Below are 14,102 nucleotides of genomic sequence, written 5' to 3' on the forward strand. Positions count from 1 at the left end.
GACCTTGTTCCAATTTTTTTGTCGATTTAATATTAACGAATACTTGCATTGACTGTTTCTGCCAACGCCTTCTCAACTTTGCTCATCGCTTGATTGATTTCTTCGTCCGTTAGTGTTGCTTCCGGGTTTTCAAAACTTAATGTATACGCAACTGATTTGTGTCCTGCTTCGATGTTTGCACCTTGATATACATCGAATAGTTCAACATTTGTCAAGAAACGGCCAGCAGCTGATTGGATTGTGCGAACGATTTCTTGGTTCGTCACATTTTCAGCAACTAACATCGCAATGTCACGCGTTACACTTGGGAATTTTGTTACTGGTCGGAATGTGATCCCTTTTTGAGCTGCTTCAACGACGGTCGCTAAATCAAACTCAGCAACATATGTTTCTGGAATATCGTAAGCTTTTGCGGTCATCGGATGGACTTGACCAACAAAGCCGATCATTGTCTCCCCTAAATAAATTGCCGCAGTACGACCTGGATGAAGTTCTTTGATCGTTGTCAATGCTTGGTAACTGATGTCATCAGCCAATGAAAGCTGTTCAAAAACATTGGCCAAGATCCCTTTGACAGTAAAGAAGTCAACTGCTTGCGGCTTACTTTGCCAACTTTTCTCTGCCCATGTACCAGTTACTGCAAGAGCTACGTGAGTGACTTCTTGTGGTAGATGAGTCAATGGATCGTTTTCTTGATAGAATACGCGACCCACTTCATAAAATGCGATATCCGCATTTTTACGTGCCGTGTTATATTGGACGTTATCTAATAGACCACTGATCAAGTTCATGCGTAAGACAGAACGGTCTTCACTCATTGGCCAATCCAAGCGAGTGATTGCTGTTTCTTTCAACGCGAATTGACGAGATTTTTCTTCTGTGGTCAGCGCATAACTGATTGCTTCACTTAATCCGCTACCTTCCAGTAACGTACGGATCTTACGTGTAGTCGCTTGTTCTTGTGTCAAGCTTCCTGCAACTGTTTCGCCACTTGGTAACGTTGAAGGCAGACGATCGTAGCCATAGATACGTGCTACTTCTTCAATGATATCTGCTTCGATCTGGATATCCCAACGTCTTGGCGGCACGATGACTGTATATGCTTCACCTTCGACTTGATAGCCGAATCCTAATGCTTCAAAAATCTCACTGACTTCAGATACAGTCAATGCTGTACCTAAATAATGGTTGATACGATCCAATGTGATTTGCACTTTTACTTCTTCTGCTTGATACTCAGAGCCTTTGACAGCACCTTGTAACACTTCTCCGCCTGCTAAAGCAACGATCATTGCCGCAGCCACATCACTTGCTTCGCCTACAGTTGCTTTATTGATGCCTTTTTCAAAGCGCGCAGATGATTCACTACGAAGATTGAAACGTTTCGCTGTTCGGCGAATCGAGATTGGGTCGAATAAAGCAGATTCTAATGCCACAGTTGTGGTTGTTTCTGTGATCTCTGAATCAAGTCCGCCCATGACACCAGCTAAAGCCACTGGTACTTGACCGTTCGTGATGACTAGATCTTCTGCGGTCAATGTGCGAGTTTCGCCATCCAACGTCACAATGTTTTCTTCTGCTGCTGCGTGACGCACCACGATTTCTTCTGTGCCTAACTTATCATAGTCAAACGCATGTAATGGTTGGCCGAACAATAATAAGATATAGTTTGTGATATCCACGACATTGTTGATTGGGCGGATTCCTTCATTCATCAAAATATTTTGCAGCCATTGTGGACTCGATTGGATCTTGACGTTTTCAATGATGCGGATTTGATAAGCTGGTACCAATTCCTTGTCTTCCACTGTTACCGCAATTTTTTCTAAAGCTTTACGATCGACTTCTACTAATTCTTCCTCATTGAATGCCGGTGTTTGACGATAGATCGCGCCGACTTCATAAGCCACACCTCTCATTGATAAGGCATCCGCACGGTTTGGTGTGATCGATAATTCGATGATCGCATCATCCATATCTAAATAAGAAAAGACTGGTTCACCGTTGACCGCTTCTTGTGGTAAATAGTAGATACCTTCTGAATATTCTTTAGGTACGACACTGTCAGAATAACCAATTTCTTGTAACGCACAGATCATCCCATTAGAGACTTGTCCGCGCATTTTTCCTTTTTTGATTTTGACATTGCCTGCAATCCGTGAATTTGGTAAAGCCACAATGACTTTGATTCCTGCTTTGACATTCGGCGCACCACAAACGATTTGTGATAATTCTTCCTCACCGATGTCTACTTGACAGATCGATAGGTGATCAGAATCAGGATGTGGGACACATTCCTTCACTTCTCCCACAACGATTTTCTTCAAGCCTTCTTCAGGTACAGTGACCCCTTCGACTTCGATTCCTGTGACCGACATTTTATCCGCAAGTTCTTGCGGTGTCACATTTGATAAATCAACGTATTGATTCAACCATTTATATGATACTAACATTCTTTTACTCCCCCTTGAACTGACTTAAGAAGCGCAAGTCATTTTGATAGAAATTACGAATATCGTTGACACCATAGCGTAACATTGCGACACGATCTGGTCCCAGTCCAAAAGCAAAACCGGAGTATTCTTCAGGATCGATCCCTGACATTTCCAAAACATTCGGATGAACCATCCCAGCGCCTAAAATTTCGATCCAGCCGGTGTGTTTGCAGACGTTACAGCCTGAGCCACCGCATTTGAAACAGCTGACATCGACTTCAACAGAAGGCTCTGTGAACGGGAAATAACTTGGTCGTAAACGGATTTGGCGATCTTCACCGAACATCTTCTTCATCACGACTTCCAATGTGCCTTTCAGATCTCCCATCGTGACATTCTTATCGATCACTAATCCTTCGATCTGATGAAATTGATGACTATGCGTTGCATCATCTGTATCACGTCGGAAAACTTTCCCAGGTGAGATCATACGTAGCGCGCCTTTTGAAAAGTCATGTTTTTCCATTGTCCGTGCTTGGACAGGCGACGTATGCGTACGGATCAAGATTTCTTCTGAAATATAGAAGGTATCTTGCATATCACGAGCTGGATGATCTTTTGGTAAATTCATTCGTTCGAAGTTATAATGATCTGACTCCACTTCATAGCCTTCAACGATTTGATAGCCCATACCAACAAAAATATCTTCGATTTCTTCCATGATCTGTGTCAAGATGTGGCGTGTGCCTTGTTTGACTGAACGACCTGGCAGTGTCACGTCGATGGTTTCTTTTTCTAATGCTGCATTCATGGCAGCAGTTTCTAAGACTGCTTTTCTTTCCTCGATCTCTTGTGTCAATAGATCACGGATCTCATTGGCAAAGCTTCCCACTTTTGGACGCTCTTCCGGACTTAAATCTTTCATTCCTCGCAAGACCTCAGTGATTGGTCCTTTTTTTCCTAGTGTTTCGACACGGATCTGATTTAATTCTTTTAGATCCTGTACTTGCTTGATCTTGACGATCGTTGCTTCCTTCAAGCTTTCGAGTTGTGCTTGTAAAGACATGCGCGATTTCCTCCTTTAAAATTCAAATGCAAAAAAGACCTCATTCCTATCAAGGAACGAGGTCTTCGCGTTACCATCCTAATTTACGATCCAAACGACCGTACACTCATTTTATTAACGACAGACGTTCTGCCGGCCTGAAAAAAATTCCAGACGAACTCGGAAAGTGAACTTCATTTTTCAAACACAGGATCTGCTTTCAGTCTATGACAGATCTCCCTTGACTGGTTCAACCAAACTACTCTTTTTCGTCATCGTTCTTTTTTGATTATTCAACTAAAAACCAGTGTACAAGATTTTTGAGACAAAATCAACTGCATTCTTCGGGTGTGACCCATTTCTCACTCCAAAGTTGTAACTGGACCATCGCTTTTTGTAAATCTGCTCCTTTTTCAGTCAGCATATATTCAGAACGACTCGATTCATTGCATGAAAAATTACGCGTAACGATTTTTTCTTTTTCTAATTCTTTTAATCGTTCGACCAAGACACGGTCACTGACCATTGGGATTTTTGCAGAGAGATCAACAAAGCGCTGCGGACCATTTTCGAGTAATACATCGATAATCAATCCATTCCATTTTTTTCCTAAAATCGAGAATGTTTTTTCAAATTTGGGACACAGAATGAATTCTGTCTGTGTTAGCTCCATCTTACTCACCTCTTTTTATGAGTATAGCATATTACTTACAAAGTGTAAGTCCAGTTTGCTCAATTCTTATTCTTTATTAAGATTTATTATTTTCTTCGCTTGTAATAACACTAGAAAGACATCTTGTACGGGTTTATTCAACGCTTCGCTCAATGCTCGTTGGTAGAGGTTCAATTGACCACGGTATTTGCTGATGACCTTTTCTATTTCCTCAGGATCTTCTGGATGCAAGATAAAATCGGTCTTGAAATCATAAAGCTGTACATACTCATCAAAGTCGAGATACCCGTCCACGATCCCATGGACTAATAATTCGTCTTGATCATTTGGATATTCTTTGAATACTTTTTCTGCTTGGAGAAGCATTGAAAATGGTTGTTCTCGTTTGACTTTTTCTGAATGTTCGATCAATGATTGGCCAAGAAATGATTCATAGAACCAAAGAATAGCTGCAATCGGTACTCTTTTAGCAACTTTCTCATCCACCAAGCGTTTTTTGACCAGTATCGCTAATTCTTTTTCGACTCGCTCTTTCGTCAAGTTTTCCAATGGTAATAACTGTAACAGAAAGTGTGTCGCAGTCCCCACTGCTGCGGCAGAAACTTTACGCTCTTTTTGTAAAAAACGGGGTTCTGCCAACTGATCTTGTGTATACCTGAACGGTTGTGCAAATGCTTTTTTATCACTTCTTTCCCAGGTCAATCGTGCATCTGGTGAATCATCCGGGTCTTCAAAAAGACGTTTGATCTCAGAAACAGATTGATAACTAGTCGTTTGCGAAGAAGCTTCATAAGGATAAGCAAACGCTAAACGAGTTTTTAGATCTGCGGACAATGGTGTTTGATCGCTTACATGCTCTTCTGCTTGTTCTTCTTTTGTTGCTAACGCTTGGCGTTGTGCGATGACCTCTTCTTGATTCATCCAAGTGATCGTAAAGTCTCCAGGCGAAGCTTTTAGTTGTGGCAACGGTGTAGCTTCTGGGAAGTATTCAGTCATTTTCGGATGGCGGATCAAACTATAGCCGATCCAATTCATCAAACTACTCATACTTTTCAGACGAATCACTGGATCTAGCACTAAGTCAGGTTGTTCGCTTGCTTCTGACCAAGCTTTGAACGTGTCTTCTTTGCTTTTATAGGAACCGACAATAAACAATTTTTGCTCTGCTCGTGTCAAGCCCACGTATAATTTACGCATTTCTTCCGAGAGCAGTTTTTTCTGTTTCGCTAATTTGATGGCTTGATAAGGCAAGGTATCATATAAGACCCGAGTATCTGGCTCCATATAGCGGACCCCTGCACCGAGTTTTTCTTCAAAAGCATAGCGGTTTTTTAAGTCTTGCAAATTAAATTGCTTCGTCATATCTAATAAAAAGACGATTGGGAACTCTAATCCTTTACTGGCATGGATAGTCATGACACGAACGGCATTGTCACTGGAAGCAAGGACAGGTTCCGCTAAATCTTTGTCTTTTTCCTGCATTTTTTCAATAAAGCGGACAAACTGGTAAAGTCCGCGAAAAGAGCTTTGTTCGTAAGCTTTCGCACGATCCACTAACGCATAAAGATTCGCTTGACGCTGCGCACCAGCTGGTAACCCTACGACGTATTCCAAATAGCCCGTTTGGTAATAGATCTCCCATAACAAATCAGTGATTGAAGAACGACGTGCTAACTCCCGCCATTGTTGTAATTGCTTGTTAAAATGAAGGAGTTTAGCCGACAACTCGTCTTCGTTATTATTTTGATAAGCTAGCACTGCATCATAGTAAGTATGCGCCTGATCTGCTAAGCGAATACGCGCTAATTCTGGTTCGATCAAGCCGACGATCGGCGAACGAAGGACAGAAGCCAACGGGATATCCTGATAAGGATTGTCGATCAGTTGCAGCAAGGAGATCATCGTGCGGATCTCGGTTGCTTGGAAATAATTTTGAGCATCATTTAACTCTAAGGGAATATCAAAGGTTTTGAACACTTCTAAGATTGTCAGATTGTTTTTCTTCGTCGGCGTCAGCAAAACGATATCTTTGTATTCGATTGGCCGTTCTTCTTGCCTTTTTTTATCGTAAATCATGAACTGTGAATCGATCAGCTGACGGATCTTCAACCCTGTCATAAACAATTCGCCTTCTGTTTTATCTTCCAATACTTCATCCATGGGTAGTTCGATTTCTGATGTTTCTTGGGCTTTTTCATAAATCAGGATCTCTGGTGAAAATCGCTCATTCTCTGGGAAACCAGAAAAACCAAGGACAAGTCTAGCCGCTTCATCGTAGGCGATCTGTCCGACTGTCGGGTCCATCAATTGTTCAAAGATCAAATTGGTAAATGCCAAAACTTCTTGCCGTGAGCGGAAATTTTCAGCTAAGACGATCCGTCGTCCGCCTCTTTCTTCCGAAAATTTCTCATATTTATTGATAAAAAGGGTGGGATCAGCTAAACGGAACGAATAGATCGACTGTTTGACATCCCCTACCATAAAGAGATTGCCTTTTTCTTCATCCGGTTCTCTGACCCAATAAAGTAATTCTTCTTGTAGCTGGTTGACGTCTTGGTATTCATCGACCATCACTTCTTTGAACTTCCTGCGATAATAATCCGAGGCTTCACTTGGTTGCCACGCTTCTTCTTGCTGTTTCGTCAGTATTTGTAGCGCTAAGTGTTCCAAATCGTTAAAATCCAGTACGCCTTTTTCGCGTTTGCGCGCACTGAATCCTTCCATGAAAAGTTTAGTGACTTCCGTCATTTGTTCAACGAGAGGTAACGCTTTTTGGCTTAACTCTTCGATTTGTGCGGGTGAAACTGGGAAATAGCTTTTACCGATTTGTTGCAAGATTTTTTTGGCACGATCTCTTAACGCCTTGACTTCAGCCGAACGCTCTTTTAACTCCGCTTTGCGACTGCTTTTGAATGTTGTGAACGTCAAATTTTCTAATCCTTGATAAGCATTCTCTAATTCATCACTGACGAATCCTTCATAGATTTGTTGGATACTTGCCTGCTCTTGGGCAACTTGTTCCAACATTTTTTCTAGCCCTTCCTCTTGTGCCAAAACAACCATTTCTTCATAAAGTTGCGTGCAATGAAGTAAGTCAGCTAAAACCAATGGCCGGATCTGTTCTTGATACAACGTAGAAGCTGCTAAGCCACCTTCTAAGCGATAAGCTTCAGGTAAACGGTCCAACCAAACGATAGGATCAGGATTTGCGCGGGCAAAATCATAGAGAGAAAACACGAGATTCGTCAATCCATCATCTGAACGATCATTTGAGAAGTTCATCGTTAAACGAAAGAAGTTTTCTTGGTTTTCAGCGTACAGCTGTTCTCTGATTTCATCCCACACATCTTCTTTCATTAAGATCGTCTCTGTTTCATCTGTCAACATTCGAAACACTGGATCGATATCGATCAAATAATAATATTTACGGATGACGGTCAAACAAAACGCATGGAGTGTTGAGATGTTTGCTGTTGGGAGCAACACAAGCTGTTTCGTAAAATGTTTTTGCCAAACCGGATCACTTTCACTATTGACTGCTTCTTGTAACGCAGACTGGATGCGCTCTTTCATTTCTCTTGCAGCGGCTTCCGTGAACGTGACGATCAACAGCTCATCGATGTTGACCCCCATTTTTAGTTTCTCGATCACTCGGCGAACCAAAACAGTTGTTTTACCTGAGCCAGCCGATGCCGAAACAAGAAGATTATCTCCTTGATCAAAAATAGCTTGCCACTGTTCATCGGTAAAGCGCTCATTTTCTGGTTTTAAAGGAATTGAGGTCACTCTTCTTCACTCCTTTTCAATATTCTGCGTAATGCTTCTTCTTTATCAAGCTTTTCTAAACGATGGTAATTGTTTTCTTTCAGCATGACATCGAACGTACAGATACTTCGGAACGGGCAATATTCACAAGCGATTCTTTGTTTGTCTTTATAGGCTGGATTCAGTTTGATCTCTCCGGATGTGATCGCCTCACCAGCTAAACGCATATTCTCGCGATTATGATTCATGAACAATTGCAGTTCTTCTTCTGTATAAAATTTTTCTTTGCTATAACTGCCTTTTTGCAGCTCGTCTTTGGCATTTTTCTTCACCGGATAGATCAGTGAGCTTTCTTTCGCTTCCAATGAATGATCGAGTACTTCTAATAAGCCTGGATCATCGACAAAAACCCCATCATAGCTGAATTTCTTTAACGTGTTTTTCTCGACATTTGTCGTATCCGTCAGCACGGGATTATGCACATGCAAGTAATAAGAGCCTGCCGGTTTGACTGCTGCCTTGCCGGTTAAACGTACGGCATCCATCAACGCTACATCAAGGTAGGTCAATAGTTGCATCGCCATTCCATAATATGCTTCTGTCACGTCAAAGGAACGGCCACTTGATTTATAGTCCACGACACTCAACCACGTGTCGCTTTGTTCAGTAGCGACATCGATCCGATCGATTTTTCCACGGACATGGAGCTTCCCGCCCTTATCCAAAGGGATCTCAAGCCCAGGAATCCCTCGAGCACCAGCAATCTGTCCAAATAAAATCTCTGTTTGTAACGGCTTCATACCAGTGTTCCTACTTTGTTTTTGTAACGCCCACGCCACTTTTTGAATCGTTTGTCCTAATTGGTAACGGATATAGTTCATTCGTGCAGAACTATCTAAAATCTCAAAACGCAATTCACCGAACACTTCTTGTAACACTTTTTCAGTAAATTCTTGACGCTCTTTCTCAGACATTGCTACGAGTGAAAGTTGATTGGAGAATAACAACTTGAAGAAACGATCGAGTGACTCATGATAAAAATCACCGGTAGCAGCTGGTGTCAAACCATAAATATTACGTTCTTTCAGCTTCAAGCCAAATTGAACAAAATACTTATATTCACAATTATAGAAGTTTTCCATCCGTGAGATCGACGTATAGATTTCTTTACCGTATAAGGCCTCTGCCATCTCTTCTGACAAAGATACAGGGACATTCAGGTGATCTTGACTTTCAAAGATCGTCAACGCAAAATTCCGTTCGTTAGAACGAAGCACCAAATCTTTTAATTGTTGCCAATAAAGCGGCACAGCCTGTTTTGCTTCTTTTGCTAAACGGTAGACGCGATTGATCGTATTGATGCCACTACGGTACGTTCCCACGTAGCAATCGGGTTCACTCGTCAACTGCAACTGGCATTTTGCTTCGACCGGAATACCCAGATAATCGACGACTCGTTTCAAATAAGGAGACATTTTCAAGCGATTCGTATCATAGCTTTGCGCATAGCTCAAGTACAACCGTTCAGTTCCCGAGGCAAACACTAAATAAGCTTGGAAAGGTTCAAATGACATACTCTCCTTTGCGGGATCAAATAAAAATTGATCATCAGCCAGCCCTTGATTCAACGCTTCTCGTTCTTCGCTAGATAATAAGCCTTTCGTTTCATGGCGATCTGGGAACACCTGATCATTCAAGCCAACTGCAAATGTGACCTTCGCTTGATTCGCACGTACAAGTTCCAAACGGTTGATCCGAACTTGATCGATTGCCGTAGGGATCTTCCCATAGCTGAGATTTTCTAAGCCACTAGTGATGATCTCTTGAAACAAGGACCAGTCAAATGGTGTTTCTCCATAGATCAATGAATACTCATCCAAAAGATCCATCAAAGCGCCCCAGGTTTGTTCATGGTTTCTAGCCGCAGCTAAGTTTCCTCGGGCTACTTCTTGGTCACGCCAGAAAAGTAATTGTTGTTGCACGCCACTTTCGATCAAGAACTGATAAAACAACGTGACTGCTTCTTGTCCTGTTTGACATTTCTTGATATCCCCAATAAATACAGGCACCAATGCGCGAAATAGTCTGCGGATCGTATTTGATTGCTCTTCCAACTGTTTGACGTCTTCTAGCTGTTCTGCTTCAAAATCATAGGCGACAAACTGCCAATCTTTTTCTCGAAGCCAATAATTGCCTTGATAGTTGTATGCTAAAGCAACATTTTCTGTGATATCCAGATCCGTGCGAAACTGGTTTCTGGCCGTCTGCCACGTATCAAGATCTAGTTCATCGGTTGGTGTACCGATCGTTAACTCAGTTTTAAAGAAACGCATGATATCGTTTAAACGATACTGGTAACGATCCAAAGCAAATAGGCTATTGATCCATTCGATCAATGGATGGTTTTCCATCAGTTGTTCTTCGTCCAAATAAAAAGGGATCGCCATTTCTTGGAAAATCGGTCGCAATAGATTTCCGTATAGCGTCATATCCTTTGTCAATACTTGGATGTCTTTATAACGAAACCCTTCTTGGCTGACCAAACGCCGGATCTCCACCGCTAATTGGCGAACTTCTTCCGTTGGATTTTCTGCTTCCCATAGATGTAGTGTCTCTTGCGCACCAATCTTTGTTGGTGTGCTTTTCTGGTGACTGGAAGTTTCTTCCCACATTTGTTGTAACGATTGAAGTTCTTTTTTATATGCTCGTGCCGGCGCATAATGATCGACTGCCACAGGGACACTTTGTTCTCGTGCAGCGTTCAGTAGTTGAAAATAAACCTTACCTGTGTTGTAAAACAAGGACAATGGATCAGGCAAGTCGGATTTATAAGGGCGATCCAATAAGAGATCAACGACAAGCTGCCCCTTTTCCATCATTTTTTGTATCAATTGGAATTCTTGCGCATTGATTCGCGCAAATCCACTGACTAAAAATTTGATGTTTCGATAATCCTGAGTTGCCATATAATTTGCTAATACCGTTAACGCATCTTCCGATTGGAGCGCTCGTTGAAGCAACTCCTCTTCAAAAGCGGTGAAGATCAATTGCAGATCCTTCATTTTTAATTGACGATCCTCATCTCTTAGTGACTCGCCTGTCACAGATGTCAGCAAGTCAGTTGGTGCTATCTTCCCTACCTGTAATTCGCTATATAATTCTTGCAACTGACGAATGAAGCCTTTTTTTCTGATTTCTCCTCGAAAAATCGTCAATTCCTCTTGTTTCTTTTCTAAAATCTGACGTAGGATCATCGCTGAACCAGCTTCCGTCAATTCATTTCCTGAAAGCAACGTGGTTTGTTGCAGTAAGTACCAAGCCAAACGATAGAAACTGAATACTTGCATATTCGTTGTGCTAAAAGAGCTTTTTCCGCTTTTTTTACGCATTTCGGCTAATAATTCCTGCTCTTGCTCAAATTTATTATAGTTAGGTACAAGGAAAAATACCTGATGTGTTTCATCTTTTTCAAGCCAAGCGGCTGCTTCATCAATTAGTGCTTTACGGTGGTCTTTTTGACCATTTCCCAAGATAAATTGTAACGACACCTTGTTTCCTCCTTTTTTCCCAATTGATATACGTCATCATTATAACAAAAACAACTGAACATTTGTTCTATTATCGCCTAAATTTTGGAAATAAAAAAAGCCGGAGATGGACAATCGTCCTCTCCGACAAAAACATAGCTTAATGGATCGAACCCATTAATTTTTTGATTGGTTCTTTGATTGCAAACAAGATCACTGCACCTACGATCGCCACGACCCCAATGATCCCGAAGTAAGCTGATTCGGTACCCGGTGTGTAAAAACGAGCGATTTGTGCGTTGATGGCTTGTGAAGAAGCATCCGCTAAGAACCAGATCGCAATCGTTTGTGACTCAAAAGCTCTTGGGGCTAATTTCGTCGTCACAGATAGTCCAACTGGTGACAAGCAAAGTTCAGCAAGCACAATAATGAAGAAGCTTCCGATCAACCAAAGCGGACTTACTTTGCCAGCTGTTCCATATAACATACCTGGTAACATCAATAATAGATAAGATAGCCCTGCAAATAGTAAACCTAGCGAGAATTTCACTACTGTCGAAGGTTGACGTTTGCCTAAGCGAGTCCACAATGTCACGAATACCGGTGTCAAAATAAAAATAAAAATCGGATTCAATGATTGATACCAGCTAGCTTGGATCGGTATTCCCATCAAAGTCGATCGTGTCCGTTCACTTGCAAATAAAGCAAGGATTGATGAGCCTTGTTCTTGTAATGACCAAAAGATGATTGCTGCTAAGAATAACGGGATATATGCCCATACTCTTGGTTTTTCTTCCGTCGATACATCTTTTGATGTCAACATTTTAATAAAGTAATAAAGTGGTAAAACGATCCCCAAGACACTGATTGTATTGACGAAGAAATCGATCGTCAAATGTCCAGTTAGTTGTGCCCCGCCAAAAATAATGGCAAATACGATCAAAGCGATCACAACATTGCGGATAAATCCTTTACGTTCTTGTTGTGTCAATGGATTAGGTGCTGTCATCCCTACACCATCCAAAGTCTTACGTCCTTGGATCACATACTGCAACAATCCGAAGAACATACCAATCGCTGCTAATGAGAAGCCTAAATGATAGTTATACTCTTGCCCAATCGTGCCGACGATCAACGGTGCGAGTAATGCCCCAAGATTGACCCCCATATAAAAGATTGAAAATCCTGCATCTCTTCGTAGATCGGTTTTAGTGTACAAATGTCCAACCATGCCAGAAACATTTGGTTTTAAAAAGGCGGTACCAATGATGATCAATGCCATCGAGATAAATAAAGTTGAGACACCAAACGGCAATGCTAGTACGATATGTCCAATCATGATGAAGACCCCACCAATAAAGACAGTCCGTTTTGCTCCTAACACCCGGTCAGAAAACCAACCACCGACGATACTTGACATGTAGATCAACGAACCATAGATCGACATGATCGACAAGGCTGTTGCTCGAGGTAAGCCAAGACCTCCATTCGCTACTGTATCGTACATATAGTAGATCAGTAAGGCGCGCATTCCATAATAGCTGAATCGTTCCCACATTTCTGTAAAGAACAATGTAGACAATCCCTTCGGCTGACCGAAGAATCCTTTGTCTTGTTTTTCCATTTTCCATACCCCAATTCTTTTAATTTTCAGAAAATAATACACACATTTACCGAAAATTCGTGTGAAAATATATATCTAAGAAATATATACCTATTTTCTATAAATACAACAAAATTTCAATGGGAAAATGATAAGAAAAAACATAGGTTATTTTTAATAATTATATAGTTCGTTTCTCGCAACTTCTAAGAAATATCGCTAGATCCGTCATGTAAACGGTCTTATATCAAGGCCTTTAAATCATATCTAAAATTATTATATTTAAAAATATTTTTTGTGAGCATTTCATTTTACTTACTTTTTGTAAGGTGATATACTTCATTTTGTCATCAAGAAAAAAACGCAGAAAAGCGATTTAAAGGAGAACTGATTTATGACTGAATTTACAAATAGCTTAAAAAACCGCCGTTCGATTTATGATTTAGGACGCAACGTTTCACAATCAAATGAAGAACTAACTGCTTTGATCCAAGAAGCAATCAAAGAAAGCCCTACTGCTTTCAATGCGCAATCAACACGTGCTGTAATCCTATTCGGCGATGCACACGAAAAATTATGGGAAATGACAGAAGAAGCATTACGTCCATTGACTCCTGCTGAAGCTTTCCCTAATACACAAAACAAATTAGCAAGCTTTAAAAAAGGCTATGGTACTGTCTTATTCTTTAAAGACACAGAGATTATCAAAAACTTGCAAGAACAATTTGCATTGTATGCAGACAATTTCCCAGATTGGTCAGAACAATCAAATGGGATCGCAACAGCAAACACTTGGGTAGCATTAAGCGAAGAAGGCTTAGGCGCCAACTTACAACACTACAACCCAGTAATCGATGAAGCTGTAGCAAACGAATGGTCAATTCCTGCAAACTGGAAATTGCGTGCACAATTAGTCTTTGGTTCACCTGAATCTCCAGCTGGCGAAAAAGAATATATGAACGATGCAGATCGTTTCCGTGTCTTTGGTGCATAGTTCGTCAATGACAAAAAACAGCTCCCTATTCTAAAATAGGGAGCTCAGATTGTAGACAAA

At 41.2% G+C, this 14,102-nt stretch carries 7 protein-coding genes; 1 reads left to right on the forward strand and 6 read right to left on the reverse strand.

Annotated elements, in window-relative coordinates:
- Nucleotides 1-32: 32 nt before the first annotated feature.
- The 6 genes from pheT to JZO83_RS06170 all read right to left on the reverse strand — a co-directional run bounded on the left by pheT (nt 33) and on the right by JZO83_RS06170 (nt 13,069).
- Entirely contained in the window at nt 33-2,453 is a 2,421-nt protein-coding gene (gene pheT, locus JZO83_RS06145; RefSeq protein WP_207115250.1) for a phenylalanine--tRNA ligase subunit beta, read from the reverse strand.
- A 4-nt stretch (nt 2,454-2,457) separates the two neighbouring features.
- Nucleotides 2,458-3,501 carry a phenylalanine--tRNA ligase subunit alpha gene (pheS, locus tag JZO83_RS06150; RefSeq protein WP_206859408.1) on the reverse strand — a complete coding sequence of 348 codons (1,044 nt, stop codon included), beginning with the start codon at nt 3,499-3,501 and terminating at the stop codon, nt 2,458-2,460.
- Between the two features lie 310 nt (nt 3,502-3,811).
- Nucleotides 3,812-4,153, reverse strand: a complete 342-nt coding sequence (locus JZO83_RS06155) for a helix-turn-helix domain-containing protein (RefSeq protein ID WP_019724054.1) — start codon at nt 4,151-4,153, stop codon at nt 3,812-3,814.
- Nucleotides 4,154-4,219: 66 nt separating this feature from the next.
- Entirely contained in the window at nt 4,220-7,939 is a 3,720-nt protein-coding gene (addA, locus tag JZO83_RS06160) for a helicase-exonuclease AddAB subunit AddA (RefSeq protein ID WP_207115251.1), read from the reverse strand.
- Nucleotides 7,936-11,466 carry a PD-(D/E)XK nuclease family protein gene (locus JZO83_RS06165; RefSeq protein ID WP_207115252.1) on the reverse strand — a complete coding sequence of 1,177 codons (3,531 nt, stop codon included), beginning with the start codon at nt 11,464-11,466 and terminating at the stop codon, nt 7,936-7,938. Before JZO83_RS06165 ends, addA begins: the two co-directional genes overlap by 4 nt.
- 139 nt (nt 11,467-11,605) lie before the next feature.
- Nucleotides 11,606-13,069, reverse strand: a complete 1,464-nt coding sequence (locus tag JZO83_RS06170) for a peptide MFS transporter (protein ID WP_206859415.1) — start codon at nt 13,067-13,069, stop codon at nt 11,606-11,608.
- 373 nt (nt 13,070-13,442) lie between these two features.
- Between JZO83_RS06170 and JZO83_RS06175 the strand changes: the two genes are divergently transcribed.
- Nucleotides 13,443-14,042, forward strand: coding sequence for a nitroreductase family protein (locus JZO83_RS06175; protein ID WP_207115253.1), 600 nt, complete (start codon nt 13,443-13,445; stop codon nt 14,040-14,042).
- The last annotated feature ends 60 nt before the right edge of the window (nt 14,043-14,102 follow it).

The sequence above is a fragment of the Enterococcus sp. DIV1298c genome (assembly GCF_017316315.1).
GTDB lineage: Bacteria > Bacillota > Bacilli > Lactobacillales > Enterococcaceae > Enterococcus_B > Enterococcus_B mangumiae.